Origin of the sequence: Klebsiella sp. PCX (assembly GCF_021869705.1) — a bacterium.
Taxonomy (GTDB): domain Bacteria; phylum Pseudomonadota; class Gammaproteobacteria; order Enterobacterales; family Enterobacteriaceae; genus Klebsiella; species Klebsiella quasipneumoniae.
In genome coordinates this window covers 949,674-967,538 of record NZ_CP091527.1, presented here as the reverse complement: position 1 = coordinate 967,538, position 17,865 = coordinate 949,674, and the positions used below count along the sequence as shown (strand labels likewise).

Genomic DNA, 17,865 nt, shown 5'->3' with positions numbered 1-17,865 from the left:
TATCAGGCCTCCCGGCTACGCGCACACATCATCGTCGCTTCGCAAACCACTTTACCGTCAACCAGCGCAACGCCTTTGAAACGGGTCAGGCCGCGGCGGGTTTTCTCGAAAGTGACTTCCATAATCATCTGATCGCCTGGTACTACCGGGCGTTTGAAACGTGCTTCATCGATGCCCGCGAAGTAATACAGCTCGCCTGGTTCCAGTTTTCCAACGCTTTTGAATGCCAGAATCCCGGTGGCCTGCGCCATTGCTTCCAGAATCAGGACGCCCGGCAAAATCGGCTTACCAGGGAAATGCCCCTGGAAAAACGGCTCGTTTACAGAAACATTTTTTACTGCGCGCAGAAAACGACCTTCTTCAAAATCCAGCACGCGATCTACCAGCAGGAACGGGTAACGGTGAGGCAGAAGTTCCAGAATCTCTTCAATGTGCAGAGTATGAGTGTCAGTAGTCAAAATACTCTTCCTGTCTAAATGTACTAAAAGGCAATAATAACACGGCCTGCGGCAATCTTTTAGCGAATGCAACAGGCCGGAAATGTCATGTGACCAAATGATGAATTAGTCTTGTTGATTAACCTTGCGCTCAATCGCTTTCAGGCGCTTGCTCATCTCGTCAATATTCATCACCAGCGCAGCGGTTTTACGCCACGCCTTGTTCGGCTGCAGCGGAATACCGGAGGAGTATACGCCAGGTTCGCTGATAGGACGCATCACCATCCCCATCCCCGTGACGGTGACCTTATCGCAGATTTCCATATGGCCGTTAATCACGCTGGCGCCGCCAATCATGCAGTAGCGGCCGATTTTCAGGCTGCCTGCCATGATAACGCCGCCGGCAACCGCGGTATTGTCGCCAATCACCACGTTATGCGCAATCTGGCACTGGTTATCAATGATAACCCCGTTGCCAATCACGGTATCGTCCAGCGCGCCGCGGTCAATTGTGGTGCAGGCGCCGATCTCCACGCGATCGCCAATAATGACGCGACCCAGCTGCGGGATCTTCACCCAGTTGCCGCGATCGTTGGCGTAGCCGAAGCCATCCGCGCCGATCACCGTGCTGGACTGGATCAGGCAATTCTCGCCGATCTCAATCTCATGGTAAACGGTCACATTGGCCCACAGACGCGAGCCGGCGCCTATTTTCGTATTTTTCCCAACGAAGCAGCCTGCACCGATGACCACGTTATCACCCAGCACTACCCCGGATTCGATAACGGCGTTGGCGCCGATGGCAACGTTGCTACCCAGCTTCGCCGTCGGATCGATAACCGCGCTCGGCGCGATATCCTGTGCCGGCTGCGGCGTGGTATCCAGAATTTGAGCCATGCGCGCGTAGGTCAGGTAGGGATTACGCACTACCAGCGCGGCGCTATGGGCAAAAGGCAAATCATCCTGCGTCATCACAACGGCAGAAGCCTGGCAAGCGGCCAGGTGCTCACGGTACTTAGGGTTGACCATGAAAGTGATTTGGCCCGTTTTCGCGCTCTGCATGGACGCAACGCCGGTGATGACGATATCGCCATCACCGTGTAATTCTGCATCCAACTGCTGCGCGAGATCAGCCAGTCGAATTGAAGGCATTACTTATTTAACCTGTTTCAGCACATCAGCGGTGATGTCTTTTACATCGCTGCTGTTGTATGCAACGGCATTCGCGTCAACCACCAGATCGATGCTCTGATCTTTCGCTACGCTCTGTACGGCAGTCTGGATACGGGTCACCAGTTTGCCACGCTCTTCGTTGGAACGACGAGCGCGATCCTGTTCAAACGCCTGCGCTTTCTGGGAGAAGGTCTGGCGCTGAGCCATCACGTCTTTTTCCAGTTTGGTACGATCGGCGCCCGGCTTCATGGACTGCAGACGCTGCATTTTAGACTGCAGGTCGCCTTCCATACGCTGCAGTTCGCTAGCGCGGCCTTTGAACTCGTTTTCCAGCGTGTTGGAAACGCCAGTTTTCTGGGCAACCTGTTGGAACAGGCTGTTCATGTTCACCAGGGCAATTTTATCTGCCGCCTGAGCGGAAGTTACCATTGCCAAACCCAGACCTGCAGCTAATAACCACTTTTTCACAATAAACTCCTTACCATCCCATGAGTACCCAGGGGTACCGTTATTTGCGTGGCGAGGCGATAAACGCGTTATCGCCTACGGTCAGCGCTATACTGCACTTGCATTCCGTTGCCGCCAACAATTACCAGGTTTTACCAATGTTAAACTGGAACTGTTCGGCTTTGTCTCCATCGTACTTTTTGAACGGTTGGGCGTAGGAGAAGACCAACGGCCCCAACGGCGACATCCACTGCACGGCAATACCCGCAGACATACGGATGTTGCTCGGATCGCTGTAATCCGGATATCCAGCGTACGCGTTCGAATCCCAGTGAGTATCCCATACGGTACCCATATCCCAGAAGAAGGAAGTCCGGACCGAGTTCGCATATTTGTCACTAATAAACGGCGTCGGGGTAATCAGCTCCAGGCTGGCCACCGCCATGGCGTTACCGCCCACCGCATCATCGGATTTACACGGTGCGGATTCGGTGCTCTTACAGTCGTTGGTATAGCCGCTGTCGCCATCATGACGGCTGCTCGACGGGAAGTACACCGCCTTCGGACCAATGGTGTTCGACTGGAAGCCACGCACGGTGCTGGAGCCACCTGCATAGAAGTTCTCATAGAACGGCATCTCTTTGCCGCCGATACCATCGCCATAGCCAAAGCGGGTACGACCCAGCACCACCCATTCATGATCGTTGTCGATCGGCACATAGGTGGCGGTATCCAACGTCGCTTTGTAGTATTCGTTGTCCGAACCCGGAATGGTCACTTTACCGTTCAGGTTGACGCGCGAACCTTCGGTTGGGAAGAAGCCGCGGTCAAGCTTGTTATAGGTCCAACCGTAGTTGAAGGTGAAGTCATTCGCACTGAACGAGTTCCGGTCGTTGGTGTTGTCCGGATACTGGCCCATCGAGTTCAGGTAACGCCACATCGCCACCTGCGGCTGCATATTGGACAGGGAGTTATGCACATACCCGACGCCCGCGCGCAGCGTGTTGTATTCGTTGACCGGGAAGCCCAGCGTGACGTCTGTACCATAGCTTTTGTTGGTATAGTCAGACAGATCCGCATCGTTCGCGTCAAAGTCATTATAGAAGATACGACCGCCGAGGCTCACACCGTCTACGGTGAAGTACGGGTTGGTCACCGACAGCTCGGTATAGGTCTGGTAGTCGTTTTTGGTGCCGTTGATCCCGACAGCATAGCCAGTACCTAACCAGTTATCCTGCTGAACGCCCGCCTGGAAGCTGACGCCGCTCTCGGTACCGTAACCGATACCGAAGTTGAAGCTACCGGTGTTACGCTCTTTCACCTTGTAGACTACGTCGACCTGGTCCGGACTGCCTGGTACGCGCTGGGTATCGGTATCGACCGTTTCGAAGAAGCCTAAACGGTTGAGACGGTCTTTACCCTGATCGACGAGGTCGCTGCCCAGCCACGCGCCTTCCATCTGGCGCATTTCGCGGCGCAGAACGGCGTCTTTGGAGGTGTCATTGCCTTCGAAGCGAATTTTACGCACGTAATAGCGGTTGCCCGCGTCGACGTTGACGTGCAGCTTAACGGTTTTATCGCTGTCGTTGATCTCCGGCTGCGACTGTACGCGCGGGTAGGCGTAACCATAACGACCCAACAGTTTCTTGATGTCGTTTTCCATCTTGGTCACTTTCGCGCCGTTATACAGTTCACCCGGCTCGACTTTGGTCAGCGCTTCGATTTCCGCGGAATGGCCGGCGAGGTTGCCCGTCACCTGCACCCCGGAAAACTTGTACTGATCGCCTTCGGTGATGTTGACGGTGATGTAGATCCCTTTCTTATCCGGCGTCAGGCTGACCTGGGTAGAATCGATGTTGAAACGGGCATAGCCGCGATCCAGGTAGTAGCTGCGCAGGGTTTCAAGGTCGCCCGCCAGTTTCTGCTTCTGGTATTTACGGTCGCCGACCACGTTCCACCACGGCACTTCATCGCGCAGCTGGAAGTGGGAGATCAGCTCATCAGTCGAAAACGCATGGTTGCCGACGATGTTGATCTGCTGAATTTTAGCGGAGACGCCTTCCTGGAAGACCAGTTTCAGGTCGACACGGTTACGCGGCAGCGGGGTAACGACCGCTTTGACGCTGGCGCTGTATTTACCGACGCTGTAGTAGAAATCCTCGAGGCCCTTCTCGATATCCGCGATGGTCGTGCGGTCAAGCGACTCGCCCACCCGAACGCCAGAGGCCTCAAGGTTCTGCTTGAGCATGTCATCTTTCACCGACTTATTGCCGGAGAAGGTGATGCTGGCGATCGTCGGACGCTCTTTCACCTGCACCAGCAGGGTATCACCATCGCGCAGGACGCGGACGTCCTCGAAGTTGCCAGTGGCAAACAGCGCGCGAATAGTGTTACTGATATCATCGTCGGTCACCGTATCGCCAGGACGCACTGGCATACTGAGGAGGGCCGCACCAACAGCGACACGCTGCAAGCCTTCGAAATGAATGTCCTTCACCACGAACCCTTCAGCACCGTATACAGTCGCGCTGCTAAACAGCAGCGACGCTATGAGCAACTTTTTCATCGCCATCGTTATTATGCGTTCTTCCTAACAAACTCTCTTATAACCGAGAGAAATCATTGAAAAGTGCAAGCCCCATTAACAGCACCAGCAGTATTGAGCCAATGCGATAACTAAAGTCTTGAACTCGCTCGGATACCGGCCCGCCCTTCAGCTTTTCAATCGCCAAAAACAGCAGATGTCCCCCATCCAGTACGGGTAGTGGGAACAGGTTGATGATTCCGAGGTTCACGCTAATCAGCGCAAGGAACATCAGATAATAAATCAACCCAAACTCCGCTGACATTCCAGCCCCCTGAGCGATAGAGATCGGCCCACTGAGGTTGTTCAGTTTGACATCACCGGTTATCAATTTACCCAGCATCCTGACCGTCAGTGACATCAGCTGCCAGGTTTTATCCGTGGCTTCAGCGATGGCGGCAAACGGTCCGTACTGACGTACTGTCTTGTATTCTTCAGGCAGCGGGATGACCTTTGGCACCACCCCTGCGAACCCTTCTGCCTTACCTTTCACCGTTTTTGCATCCGGCGTCAGGGTTAACGGCAGCGCACTCCCCTGCCGTTCAATCTCCAGCGCCAGCGCTTTGCCCGGATTATCGCGCACCAGATTAACAAACGTCATCCACTGCGTTAACGGTTGACCATCGACTTTAACGATCCGGTCGCCCGCTTGCAAACCTGCTTTCTGCGCTGCCGAGCCCGCCTGGACCTCCGCCAGCACTGTATCAATCTGCGCGCTGCGCGGCTGGATCCCCAGCGACGTGACGGGATCTTGCTTGTCTGGCTCAAACGCCCAGTGCCGCAGATCGACGATTTTATCCTGGCGCTGATTAGTCCCGAAAGGGGCGACGGTAAGTATTGTTTGCGGGTTGCCGATTTTGGCCACCAGCTGCAGACGCACCGCATCCCAATCAGGCGTTTCGATACCATCTATCGCTTTAAGTTCCGTTCCTTTTGCAATTTGTGCTTGCGCGGCAACCGAATTGGGCGTTATTTCACCCACTACCGGACGGACCCCAGGAACGCCGATGATGAAGACCAACCAGTAGGCAAAGATAGCGAAAAGGAAGTTAGCGATGGGACCGGCGGCAATCACCGCCGCACGCTGGCCGACGGTTTTATTATTGAACGCGTAGTGGCGCATCTCCGGCGCCACCGCTTCAACACGCTCATCCAGCATCTTGACGTAGCCGCCCAGCGGGATCAGGGCAATGACGAACTCCGTACCCTGCTTATCCATCCGCCGCCACAACGCTTTGCCGAAGCCGATAGAAAAACGCTCAACCCGGATACCGCAGCGACGCGCTACCCAAAAATGGCCAAACTCATGCACCGTAATCAGTACGCCAAGCGCAATGATAAAAGCTGCCAGATTCCAGAGCACGCTCAGCATATCACCTTCCGTCAAATCGTCCTGAAGACCAACAGTAGCAGACAGGCGAAGACCGGCACCGCCGCCGTCAGGCTGTCGATACGATCGAGAATACCGCCGTGTCCGGGAATCAAGTGCCCGCTGTCCTTAATGCCGGCCTCGCGCTTAAACATACTTTCCGTCAGATCGCCCAGCACCGAAGCCAGGGCGGCTACTACCGAACAGACCAGCAGCACCGTTGGCGTAACGTCAAGATGGGCCCACACCCCGTAGGCCCAGGAGATCACCGCCGCGGTCAGCAAACCGCCAAAAAAGCCCTGCCAGGTTTTTCCCGGCGAAACCTTCGGCGCCAGCTTGTGCTTGCCAAACATTTTGCCAAACATATAGGCGCCGGAATCCGCGCCCCAGACCAGAATCATCACGTACAGGAGCCACAGCGCACCGCTGTAATGGTTATCGGTATAGTGCCAGGCGCGTAGCGCCAGCATGCCCCAGAAAAACGGGACAATGGTCAGGATACCGAAGATGAGGCGCAGCACTTTAGAGTGACGCCAGAATGCCGCCGACGCCGGATAAGAGAGCACCAGCAGCAGCGCGACGATCCACCAGACGAAAGAGGCCCACAGCGAGCCTTCAACCATCGGTTGATGAACGTCATAATGGTATTCCGGCAGCAGAAACAGCATCGCCGCCAGCAGAAGGCCGCACAACACCGCCAGCCAGACCCGCTGCGACGTCGAGGTGAAACCACTCAGTTGCCCCCACTCCCATGCGGCGAGCATACAGACCACCAGGGTCACGATAGCAAACCCCATAGGCGGCAATAAAAACAGCGCCGCAATGACGACGGGGATTAAGACGAAAGCAGATATCAGGCGATACTTCAGCAAAAGTGACCCCCATCAGGCATGACTGCCACCCGGCTCAGTGCCGCCGAAACGACGCTCTCGATTAACAAAGGCATGGAGTGCACCTTCAAAGTCCTGTTCAGCAAAATCGGGCCAAAGAACATCCGTAAAGTAAAGTTCGGCATAGGCAATTTGCCAAATCAGAAAATTACTTATTCGGTGCTCTCCCCCGGTCCTAATAACTAAATCTACGGGAGCCAGTTCATGCATGCAGACCTGCTGACTCAGCATGTCTTCCGTGATCTGCTCAGGCAGCAGCGTCCCGTCCTGTACCTGTTTCGCCAGCAAACGAACGCCCTGGGTAATATCCCAGCGACCGCCGTAATTGGCCGCAATATTCAGCGTTAAGCCGGTATTGTTCGCGGTCAGCGCTTCCGCTTTGCGGATACGCTCCTGCAGGCGCGCATTGAAGCGCGTGGTGTCGCCAATAATCCGCAAACGCACATTGTGTCGGTGCAGGCTTTTGACTTCGCTATCCAGCGCCCAGACGAACAGCTCCATCAGCGCACTGACTTCCTGAGCCGGACGGTTCCAGTTTTCGCTGCTGAACGCGTATAACGTTAACGCCTCAATCCCATTATTCGCCGCGAAAGAGACCGCGCGACGCACGGATTTCGCACCGGCCTTGTGCCCGAAAGCGCGAATTTTACCTTGCCGTTTCGCCCAACGGCCGTTGCCATCCATAATAATGGCGACATGACGGCAGCCATGTGTGGGCGATATTTCGCTGACAGTTTGATTAGCAGACAACATCACGCGTTTTAAGTCCATAATAAGGATTAACTAGCCACCAAACAGAGGCCACCGGGCCGCGCTGGATACGCATTTTTATCCGGTGCCGGGGCTGCAGCCAATCGCAGAGAACAACCAAAAGCTTTACGCAAAAAAGCCGTGTTTTGCCACGGCCACCGTAATCTTTAACAACAAAATGCAACGATCGGGTGGCGCAGACTATATCACTGAAGCTTTGCGCCCACAAATATCACCGCGTTACGCCTGGGTGACCAACCGTTTCAGCTGTTGATGAGCAACCGCGCGGGCCTCAGCGTCGATAACCAGAACGTCATCAATGCTTTGCGGCTCCTGCAGGTTCATCTTATCCAGCACAATCTGGTTAACCGCCGCAATATCGGTAAAGCGGATATCGCCATGCAGAAACGCGGCAACCGACTCTTCATTGGCCGCATTCAGCGTGGTGGTCGCCGCCTGGCCGACGTCAAACGCCTCCATCGCCAGCTTCAGGCACGGATACCGCGTATAGTCTGGCGCGGAGAAGCTCAGATTGCTCAGCTGGCAGAAGTCCAGCGGCTTAGCGCCGGAGTTAAGCCGTTGCGGCCAGCCCATGGTATGGGCGATCGGCGTGCGCATATCCGGCTCTCCAAGCTGCGCCAGCACGCTGCCGTCCTGATAGCGAACCATCGAGTGGATCACCGACTGCGGATGGATAAGGACCTCCATCTGCCGGGCCGAGGCGTTAAACAGCCAACGCGCTTCAATATATTCCAGGCCTTTGTTCATCATCGTAGCGGAGTCAACGGAGATCTTGCGTCCCATCGACCAGTTAGGATGACGGCAGGCCTGATCCGGCGTCATCGCCGCCAGTTCAGCTACCGCTGTATCACGGAAAGGCCCGCCCGAGCCGGTCAGCAGGATGGATGAAACGCCATTCTGCGCCAGGTCAGCGTATCCCAGATGCTGCTGAATTGTCTCCGGCATACTCTGAAAAATCGCGTTATGTTCGCTATCGACCGGCAGCAATCGCGCCCCCGACCGTTGAACCGCCTCCATGAACAAGCGACCGCAGGTCACCAGCGACTCTTTATTCGCTAACAACACCGTTTTCCCGGCGCGGATCGCCGCCAGCGTCGGCACCAGCCCCGCCGCGCCGACGATAGCCGCCATCACCTGATCGACCTCCTCCAGCGCTGCGACCTCTGCCGCCGCCTGCTGGCCGCTCAGCACCTCGGTACGGCAGCCATGTTCCTGCAGACGGGTGCGCAATCGCTCAGCGCTTTGCGCATCGTCCATCACGGCGTAACGGGGGGTAAATTCAAGGCATTGTTCAACCATACGGTCAACGTTTTTCCCCGCGACCAGCGCGGCGACGGAAAAGCGACCGGGATTATGGCGCACCACGTCCAGCGTGCTACAGCCAATGGAGCCGGTCGAACCGAGAACGGTTAATTGCTTCATGAGACGTCCAGAAGAGTGGAAACAGAATAAAAAGCAAAACGCCGCCAGCAAGCCCCTACGCAGCAATTATCAGGGATAAGACGGCGGCATTAGGCCTTCAACTTAGCGCTAAAGGCTACAAGGCCAGCGGTCGCAACGCAATCCCGAGAATTGAGCGTACAGTCTTCTGTACGGCGTTTCGGATTTTACTCAGACCAGACGCTGTCAGGCCCGAGTAAGGGCAGAGCATCAGAACTGCATCAGTTCTGCTTCTTTGTCTGCCAGCGCCGCGTCAACTTTCTTGATGGCGGCGTCAGTCATTTTCTGCACGTCGTCCTGAGAACGGCGATCGTCATCCTCGCTGATCTCTTTCTCTTTCAGCAGCGCTTTGACTTTGTCGTTGGCGTCGCGGCGAACGTTACGTACGGCAACGCGCGCCTGCTCAGCTTCACCACGCACGATCTTGGTCAGATCTTTACGACGCTCTTCGGTCAGCGGCGGCAACGGAACACGAATATCGCTGCCGGCAGAGCTTGGGTTCAGACCGAGGTCGGACGCCATGATCGCTTTTTCAACGGCCGCGGACATAGAACGGTCAAAGACGTTGATTTTCAGGGTACGGGAGTCTTCGACGGTGACGCTGGCCAGCTGGCGCAGCGGGGTCGGCGTACCGTAGTATTCAACAACAATCCCGTCCAGCAGGCTCGGAGAAGCACGACCCGTGCGAATTTTGCTGATTTGGTTTTTGAATGCTTCGACGCATTTTTCCATGCGGATTTCAGCATCTTTTCTGATATCGCTAATCACGTTACGAATCCTTGAAAGCTTGTCTCAGTCAGACCAGACGGGGCACCCGTCGGAAAATGAGCTAAGTATAGTCAGATTTAATGAAAATCACCGGGTAATATCCCCGCGAAAGTAAAGCGGAATATTACCCGGATTTGGCGCTGACGGGAATTATTCCGTGATCAATGTGCCTTCTTTTTCGCCCATCACCACGCGACGCAGGGCGCCAGGTTTGTTCATGTTGAAGACGCGAATCGGCAATTTATGGTCACGCGCCAGGGTAAAGGCCGCCAGATCCATCACTTTCAGCTCTTTTTCCAGCACTTCGCTGTAGGTCAGCTGATCGTACATCGTGGCGGAAGGATCTTTGGCCGGATCAGCGGTGAATACGCCGTCAACCTTGGTGGCTTTCAGCACCACATCGGCTTCAATTTCAATACCGCGCAGGCAGGCTGCGGAATCGGTGGTAAAGAACGGGTTGCCGGTACCCGCGGAAAGGATCACCACGCGGTTGTTGCGCAGCAGGCTGATCGCCTCTGCCCAGCTGTAGTTGTCGCACACGCCGTTCAGCGGAATGGCGGACATCAGACGAGCGTTCACATAGGCGCGGTGGAGCGCATCGCGCATCGCGAGGCCATTCATAACCGTTGCCAGCATGCCCATGTGGTCGCCCACAACGCGGTTCATACCCGCTTTCGCCAGACCAGCACCACGGAACAGGTTACCGCCACCAATTACTACGCCAACCTGAATACCCAGCTCAACCAGCTCTTTGATCTCCTGAGCCATGCGGTCAAGTATGCTTGCATCAATACCGAAGCCTTCTGAGCCCTGCAGCGCTTCGCCACTTAATTTCAGCAGAATACGTTTGTAGACGGGTTTTGCATTGGTAGCCATGTTTCTTTCCTGAGACTGTCAACGAATGAGATGTGAGAATTCCGGCGACATTGTATGTCGCATTTCAGCGCGGTCACTATAAGCAGTTGGCTGAATTTACAAAATGGGCGCAAAAAGAAGCCGCCCTCAGGCGGCTCCTTGTAAAAATTAAGACTGCTTGGACATCGCAGCAACTTCTGCTGCAAAGTCAGTCTCAACTTTCTCGATGCCTTCGCCCACTTCAAAGCGGATGAAGCCAGTCACGTCAGCGTTGTGCTCTTTCAGCAGCTGACCAACAGATTTGCTCGGCTCCATGACGAAAGGCTGACCAGTCAGAGAAACTTCGCCGGTGAATTTCTTCATGCGGCCTTCAACCATTTTCTCTGCGATTTCTTTCGGCTTACCGGACTGCATCGCGATGTCCAGCTGAACCTGGTACTCTTTCTCTACCACTTCAGCAGACACGTCTTCCGGCTTAACGAATTCCGGCTTGCTTGCAGCAACGTGCATTGCCAGCTGCTTAACCAGCTCTTCGTCAGCGCCTTTAGCGGCAACCAGAACGCCGATGCGCGCACCGTGCTGGTAGCTGCCCAGAACGTCGCCTTCCAGAACAGCGATACGACGGATGTTGATGTTCTCACCGATTTTAGCAACCAGGGCAACACGTTCTTCTTCGAACTGCGCTTTCAGAACTTCAACGTCGGAGATTTTACCCGCAACAGCGGCGTCCAGTACTTTGTCAGCAAATGCCTGGAAACCACCATCTTTAGCAACGAAGTCAGTCTGGCAGTTAACTTCCAGAATGTAACCGTAGTTGCCTTCGATTTTGGTTTTGATCACGCCGTCAGCAGCCACGTTGCCTGCTTTCTTCGCCGCTTTGATCGCGCCGGATTTACGCATGTTTTCGATTGCCAGCTCGATGTCGCCATTCGCTTCAGTCAGCGCTTTTTTGCAATCCATCATGCCTGCGCCAGTACGTTCGCGCAGCTCTTTTACCAGGGAAGCGGTAATTTCAGCCATTCTAAAATCCTCGGGAGATGTGGATACTGCCCGGCCAACGGCCAAACAGCGTAAATTGAAAAAAGGGGCCGATAATGGGCCCCTATTCATACACGGTACTAATAAGGGCTTAAACCTTATTATTCAGCTTCTACGAAGCTTTCTTCCGCCTGAGAAGCCAGGTCCTGAGAGCGACCTTCACGAACGGTAGCAGCAACAGCGCCCAGGTACAGGCTTACTGCGCGGATTGCATCGTCGTTACCCGGGATAACGAAGTCTACGCCGTCCGGATCAGAGTTGGTATCAACGATAGCAAATACCGGGATGCCCAGGTTGTTTGCTTCTTTGATAGCGATGTGCTCGTGGTCAGCGTCGATTACGAACAGTGCGTCCGGCAGGCCGCCCATGTCTTTGATACCGCCCAGGCTGTTTTCCAGCTTGTCCAGCTCACGAGTACGCATCAGCGCTTCTTTCTTGGTCAGCTTGTCGAAAGTACCGTCCTGGGACTGAGTTTCCAGGTCTTTCAGACGCTTGATGGACTGACGAACGGTTTTCCAGTTAGTCAGCATACCGCCCAGCCAGCGATGGTTCACGAAGAACTGGTCGCAGCTCAGAGCAGCGTCTTTTACCGCTTCGCTTGCAGCGCGCTTAGTACCAACGAAAAGGATTTTACCTTTACGAGCAGCGATCTTGTTCAGTTCAGCCAGAGCGTCGTTGAACATCGGTACGGTTTTCTCAAGGTTGATGATGTGAACTTTGTTACGCGCACCGAAGATGAACGGCTTCATTTTCGGGTTCCAGTAACGGGTCTGGTGACCGAAGTGAACACCAGCCTTGAGCATGTCGCGCATGGAAACAGTTGCCATGTTTAAAACCTCTATAGATTAAATTGGGGTTATGCCTCCACGTATCCCATATTACCGACCCCAAAGGGCACCCCGGAATATGTGCCGATACGTGTGTGTTGTTACACAAAGTGAGATTTGTCGCTCCCGTCCATCCTGTGTATCTGAGATGGATCGGAAGTCCGGCGCGCTTTATACCACAAAATCCACCCAGACACCAACTCTTGTTGACGTCGCGTGCTGTTAATGATTCTCAGTTTGGCACCAGCCTGCCCGGACTGTTACCATTGACAGGACTTACTCTATTATTGTCGAAAATATCGACACTGCTGGACATACTCCATGGCTATCTCTATTAAGACATCTGAAGATATTGAAAAAATGCGCGTTGCCGGTCGCCTGGCCGCTGAAGTGCTGGAAATGATCGAACCCTGGGTTAAGCCGGGCGTCAGCACTGGCGAACTGGACCGTATCTGTAACGACTATATCGTTAACGAGCAGAAGGCCATTTCCGCCTGTCTCGGCTATCACGGCTATCCGAAATCCGTCTGCATTTCGGTCAACGAAGTGGTCTGTCACGGTATCCCTGACGACGGCAAACTGCTGAAAGATGGCGATATCGTGAATATCGACGTGACCGTCATTAAAGATGATTTCCATGGCGATACCTCCAAAATGTTTATCGTCGGCAAACCGACGATTCTCGGCGAGCGCCTGTGCCGCATCACTCAGGAAAGCCTGTACCTGGCGCTGAAGATGGTGAAGCCGGGCATCAACCTGCGCACCATCGGCGCGGCGATCCAGAAATATGTGGAAGCGGAAGGGTTCTCTGTGGTTCGCGAATACTGTGGTCACGGCATCGGCCGCGGCTTCCATGAAGAGCCGCAGGTGCTGCACTACGACTCGCCGGAAACCAACGTCGTGCTCAAACCAGGCATGACCTTCACCATCGAGCCGATGGTCAATGCCGGTAAAAAAGAGATCCGCAGCATGAAAGACGGCTGGACGGTGAAAACCAAAGACCGGAGCTTGTCTGCGCAGTATGAGCATACTATTGTGGTGACAGACAACGGCTGCGAAATTCTGACGCTACGTAAGGATGACACCATCCCGGCGATAATCTCGCACGATGAATGATGAAAAGCCGGCGCCCGCCGGCTTTTTTATTAGATAGTTTTTTCTTATGGTGACGCGATGAGCAACTCATTACCTGACACAGCCTCCCCTCTTCTGCCCATCCCGCCGGAACATCCGGTGAGCTGGCCGCAGGGCGATCTGAACTGTGCTGCAATAAAGGCGCACATCGATACCTTTCAGCACTGGCTGGGCGAGGCGTTTGACGCCGGTATCGCCGCGGAGCTGCTCATTGCGGCGCGCACCGAATTTATCGACCAGCTGCTGCAGCGGTTGTGGATCGCCAGTGGATTCGAATCCGTCTGCGACCTGGCGCTGGTGGCCGTCGGCGGCTATGGCCGCGGCGAGCTGCATCCGCTTTCTGACGTCGATCTGCTGATCCTCAGCCGCAAAAAGCTGCCGGACGACCAGGCGCAAAAGGTCGGCGAACTGCTGACGCTGCTGTGGGACGTCAAACTGGAGGTAGGCCATAGCGTACGCACTCTCGAAGAGTGTTTACTGGAAGGGCTTTCAGATCTCACCGTCGCCACGAACTTAATCGAATCGCGCCTGCTGATCGGCGATGTCGCGCTGTTCCTTGAGCTGCAAAAACATATTTTTAGCGACGGCTTCTGGCCATCAGAAAAGTTCTTCGCCGCCAAGGTCGAAGAGCAGAACGTCCGTCATCAGCGTTATCACGGCACCAGCTATAACCTCGAGCCGGACGTGAAAAGCAGCCCCGGCGGCCTGCGCGATATCCATACGCTACAGTGGGTGGCTCGCCGCCATTTCGGCGCCACCTCAATGGATGAGATGGTCGGCTTCGGCTTTCTGACCGAAGCCGAGCGCAATGAGCTCAACGAGTGTCTGCATCAACTGTGGCGTATCCGCTTCGCGCTGCATCTCGAACTCACTCGCTATGACAACCGCCTGCTTTTCGACCGCCAGCTCAGCGTCGCCCGCCGGCTCGGCTATGAAGGCGACGGCAACCAGCCGATTGAGCATATGATGAAGGACTTCTTCCGCGTCACCCGCCGGGTGAGCGAGCTGAACCAGATGCTGCTGCAGCTGTTTGAAGAGGCCATCCTTGCGCTGACCGAGGATGAAAAACCGCGCCCGATCGATGATGACTTCCAGCTGCGCGGCACGCTGATCGATCTGCGTGACGATACGCTGTTTATTCGCGAGCCGCAGGCCATTCTGCGCATGTTTTATATTATGGTGCGCAACAGCACCATCACCGGCATCTACTCCACGACGTTGCGCCATCTGCGCCACGCCCGCCGCCATCTGACCCAGCCGCTGTGCTATATCCCGGAGGCGCGCACGCTCTTTCTCAGCATGCTGCGCCATCAGGGGGCAGTGAGTCGCGGACTGCTGCCGATGCATCGTCACAGCGTGCTGTGGGCCTATATGCCGCAGTGGTCCCATATCGTCGGCCAGATGCAGTTCGACCTGTTTCACGCCTATACCGTCGATGAACACACCATCCGCGTGATGCTCAAGCTGGAGAGTTTTGCTAAAGAAGAGACTCGTAGCCGCCACCCGCTGTGCGTGGAGCTATGGCCGCGCTTAACGCACCCGGAGCTGATTTTAATCGCTGCCCTGTTCCACGATATCGCCAAAGGGCGCGGCGGCGACCACTCGATCCTCGGCGCACAGGATGTGCTGAAGTTTGCCGAGCTGCACGGGCTGAACTCCCGGGAAACGCAGCTGGTCGCCTGGCTGGTGCGTCACCACTTGCTGATGTCGGTCACCGCCCAGCGGCGCGATATTCAGGATCCGGAGGTGATTAAGCAGTTCGCCGAGGAAGTGCAAACGGAAAATCGCCTGCGCTATCTGGTGTGTCTGACCGTCGCCGATATCTGCGCCACCAACGAAACCCTGTGGAACAGCTGGAAGCAGAGCCTGCTGCGCGAACTCTATTTCGCCACTGAAAAACAGCTGCGTCGCGGCATGCAAAGCACCCCGGACATGCGCGAACGCGTGCGTCACCATCAATTGCAGGCGCTGGCCCTGCTGCGGATGGACAATATTAATGAAGAGGCGCTGCATCAGATCTGGAACCGCTGCCGCGCCAACTATTTCGTGCGACATACGCCGACGCAGCTCGCCTGGCACGCCCGCAACCTGCTGCGCCACGATCTGAATAAGCCGATGATCCTCCTGAGCTCGCAGGCCACCCGCGGCGGAACGGAGATTTTTATCTGGAGCCCGGATCGCCCTTACCTGTTCGCCGCGGTGTGTGGCGAACTGGACCGTCGCAACCTCAGCGTCCACGATGCGCAGATCTTCACCACCCGCGACGGTATGGCGATGGACACCTTTATTGTCCTCGAACCCGACGGCAGTCCGCTGTCCGCCGATCGCCACGAAGCGATCCGCCAGGGTCTGGAACAGACCATCACGCAGCGCAGTTGGGAACCCCCGGCGCCCCGTCGTCAGGCGGCAAAACTGCGTCATTTCTCGGTGGACACCGAGGTAAATTTCCTGCCGACCCATACCGATCGGAAATCGTTTCTCGAGCTGATAGCCCTTGACCAGCCCGGGCTGCTCGCCCGTGTCGGTCAGGTATTCGCCGACCTCGGAATTTCGCTTCACGGGGCGCGAATTACGACAATTGGTGAGCGAGTAGAAGATTTATTTATAATCGCTACCGCCGACCGGCGTGCCCTTAATAATGAGCTGCAACAAGAAGTGCAACAACGGTTGACAGCGGCCCTCAATCCAAACGATAAAGGGTGACGTATTTTTTTTAGTGAATGGAAAGAAACAATGCAGCAGTTACAGAACGTTATTGAGTCCGCTTTCGAGCGTCGCGCCGACATCACGCCGGCTAATGTGGATACCGTGACCCGCGAAGCGGTTAACCAGGTTATCGCCCTTCTGGATTCCGGCGCGCTGCGCGTCGCTGAGAAGATCGACGGTCAGTGGGTGACGCATCAGTGGCTGAAGAAGGCGGTACTGCTCTCTTTCCGTATTAACGATAACCAGGTTATCGATGGTGCGGAAAGCCGCTACTTCGATAAAGTCCCGATGAAATTCGCTGACTATGACGAAGCGCGTTTCCAGAAAGAAGGTTTCCGCGTGGTGCCGCCGGCAGCGGTTCGTCAGGGCGCGTTCATCGCCCGCAACACCGTGCTGATGCCGTCCTATGTGAACATCGGCGCCTACGTTGACGAAGGCACCATGGTTGACACCTGGGCCACCGTCGGCTCCTGCGCGCAGATCGGTAAAAACGTTCACCTGTCCGGCGGCGTCGGCATTGGTGGCGTACTGGAGCCGCTGCAGGCGAACCCGACCATCATCGAAGATAACTGCTTCATCGGCGCGCGCTCTGAAGTGGTTGAAGGGGTGATTGTCGAAGAAGGCTCCGTGATCTCCATGGGCGTTTACCTCGGTCAGAGCACCAAAATCTACGATCGCGAAACCGGCGAAGTCTTCTACGGCCGCGTGCCGGCTGGCTCGGTAGTGGTATCAGGCAACCTGCCGTCGAAAGATGGTAAATACAGCCTGTACTGCGCGGTGATCGTGAAGAAAGTCGATGCCAAAACCCGCGGCAAGGTCGGCATTAACGAACTGCTGCGCACCATCGACTAAAGCAAATAAAAAGCGGGAGATATCCCGCTTTTTTTATATTTGATGCTGGCGAAAATGGATTTTTTCGTTAATTATTCAATGGTTATGATGCTATCAAAGGTACCGTTATGTACGATAATCTGAAAAGTCTTGGCATTACCAACCCTGATGAGATCGATCGCTATAGCCTGCGGCAGGAAGCTAACAACGACATTCTGAAAATTTACTTTCAGAAAGACAAAGGCGAATTCTTCGCCAAGAGCGTGAAGTTCAAATATCCGCGTCAGCGCAAAACCGTCGTCGCCGACGGCGTCGGCCAGGGCTACAAAGAGGTCCAGGAGATCAGCCCGAACCTGCGCTACGTTATCGATGAGCTGGATCAGATCTGCCAGCGCGATCGCACTGAAATCGATCTCAAGCGTAAAATCCTCGACGATTTACGCCATCTGGAAAGCGTGGTCACCAATAAGATCAGCGAAATCGAAGCCGATCTGGAAAAACTTACCCGTAAGTGACAGCGTTCCCGGCGGCGCACCGCCTGACCGGGCAACCAATATAATCTGCCGCTTACGCCATGCATCCTCCAGGCCGGGTA

Annotated in this window: 16 protein-coding genes; 4 read left to right on the top strand and 12 right to left on the bottom strand. The window is 55.3% G+C overall.

The window, feature by feature from the left end; all coding sequences use genetic code 11:
• Nucleotides 1-2: 2 nt before the first annotated feature.
• The 12 genes from fabZ to rpsB all read right to left on the bottom strand — a co-directional run bounded on the left by fabZ (nt 3) and on the right by rpsB (nt 12,599).
• Entirely contained in the window at nt 3-458 is a 456-nt protein-coding gene (gene fabZ / locus GQR96_RS04450; RefSeq protein ID WP_004145858.1) for a 3-hydroxyacyl-ACP dehydratase FabZ, read from the bottom strand.
• A 105-nt stretch (nt 459-563) separates the two neighbouring features.
• Complete coding sequence (lpxD, locus tag GQR96_RS04445) at nt 564-1,589, bottom strand: UDP-3-O-(3-hydroxymyristoyl)glucosamine N-acyltransferase (RefSeq protein WP_004204453.1); 1,026 nt, start codon at nt 1,587-1,589, stop codon at nt 564-566.
• 3 nt (nt 1,590-1,592) lie between these two features.
• Nucleotides 1,593-2,078, bottom strand: coding sequence for a molecular chaperone Skp (gene skp, locus GQR96_RS04440; protein WP_002889325.1), 486 nt, complete (start codon nt 2,076-2,078; stop codon nt 1,593-1,595).
• Between the two features lie 121 nt (nt 2,079-2,199).
• Complete coding sequence (gene bamA / locus GQR96_RS04435; RefSeq protein WP_004204452.1) at nt 2,200-4,629, bottom strand: outer membrane protein assembly factor BamA; 2,430 nt, start codon at nt 4,627-4,629, stop codon at nt 2,200-2,202.
• 31 nt (nt 4,630-4,660) lie between these two features.
• Complete coding sequence (rseP, locus tag GQR96_RS04430; RefSeq protein ID WP_004204451.1) at nt 4,661-6,013, bottom strand: sigma E protease regulator RseP; 1,353 nt, start codon at nt 6,011-6,013, stop codon at nt 4,661-4,663.
• Between the two features lie 11 nt (nt 6,014-6,024).
• The gene (cdsA, locus tag GQR96_RS04425; RefSeq protein ID WP_004204449.1) at nt 6,025-6,882 is read right to left on the bottom strand and encodes a phosphatidate cytidylyltransferase; all 858 of its coding nucleotides are present in this window, start codon (nt 6,880-6,882) and stop codon (nt 6,025-6,027) included.
• Nucleotides 6,883-6,894: 12 nt separating this feature from the next.
• The gene (gene ispU / locus GQR96_RS04420) at nt 6,895-7,653 is read right to left on the bottom strand and encodes a (2E,6E)-farnesyl-diphosphate-specific ditrans,polycis-undecaprenyl-diphosphate synthase (RefSeq protein ID WP_002889316.1); all 759 of its coding nucleotides are present in this window, start codon (nt 7,651-7,653) and stop codon (nt 6,895-6,897) included.
• A 237-nt stretch (nt 7,654-7,890) separates the two neighbouring features.
• Nucleotides 7,891-9,093, bottom strand: a complete 1,203-nt coding sequence (gene ispC / locus GQR96_RS04415) for a 1-deoxy-D-xylulose-5-phosphate reductoisomerase (protein WP_065904252.1) — start codon at nt 9,091-9,093, stop codon at nt 7,891-7,893.
• 228 nt (nt 9,094-9,321) lie between these two features.
• Nucleotides 9,322-9,879, bottom strand: coding sequence for a ribosome recycling factor (gene frr / locus GQR96_RS04410; protein WP_002889308.1), 558 nt, complete (start codon nt 9,877-9,879; stop codon nt 9,322-9,324).
• Nucleotides 9,880-10,029: 150 nt separating this feature from the next.
• Nucleotides 10,030-10,755: a UMP kinase gene (gene pyrH, locus GQR96_RS04405; RefSeq protein WP_002889306.1), complete on the bottom strand. Its 726-nt coding sequence runs from the start codon at nt 10,753-10,755 to the stop codon at nt 10,030-10,032.
• 147 nt (nt 10,756-10,902) lie between these two features.
• Nucleotides 10,903-11,754, bottom strand: a complete 852-nt coding sequence (gene tsf / locus GQR96_RS04400) for a translation elongation factor Ts (RefSeq protein WP_004151930.1) — start codon at nt 11,752-11,754, stop codon at nt 10,903-10,905.
• A gap of 119 nt (nt 11,755-11,873) precedes the next feature.
• On the bottom strand, nt 11,874-12,599 hold the full coding sequence (gene rpsB, locus GQR96_RS04395) for a 30S ribosomal protein S2 (protein WP_004204447.1): 726 nt from the start codon (nt 12,597-12,599) through the stop codon (nt 11,874-11,876).
• Between the two features lie 321 nt (nt 12,600-12,920).
• On the opposite strand from rpsB, the gene map reads away from it, so the two are divergent.
• The 4 genes from map (at nt 12,921) to GQR96_RS04375 (ending at nt 17,785) form a co-directional block, all read left to right on the top strand.
• On the top strand, nt 12,921-13,715 hold the full coding sequence (gene map / locus GQR96_RS04390) for a type I methionyl aminopeptidase (protein WP_004204446.1): 795 nt from the start codon (nt 12,921-12,923) through the stop codon (nt 13,713-13,715).
• Nucleotides 13,716-13,772: 57 nt separating this feature from the next.
• Entirely contained in the window at nt 13,773-16,436 is a 2,664-nt protein-coding gene (gene glnD / locus GQR96_RS04385) for a bifunctional uridylyltransferase/uridylyl-removing protein GlnD (RefSeq protein ID WP_017900651.1), read from the top strand.
• A gap of 30 nt (nt 16,437-16,466) precedes the next feature.
• Nucleotides 16,467-17,291: a 2,3,4,5-tetrahydropyridine-2,6-dicarboxylate N-succinyltransferase gene (gene dapD, locus GQR96_RS04380; RefSeq protein ID WP_002889295.1), complete on the top strand. Its 825-nt coding sequence runs from the start codon at nt 16,467-16,469 to the stop codon at nt 17,289-17,291.
• A gap of 107 nt (nt 17,292-17,398) precedes the next feature.
• Nucleotides 17,399-17,785, top strand: a complete 387-nt coding sequence (locus GQR96_RS04375; RefSeq protein ID WP_002889292.1) for a DUF3461 family protein — start codon at nt 17,399-17,401, stop codon at nt 17,783-17,785.
• Nucleotides 17,786-17,865 lie beyond the last annotated feature (80 nt).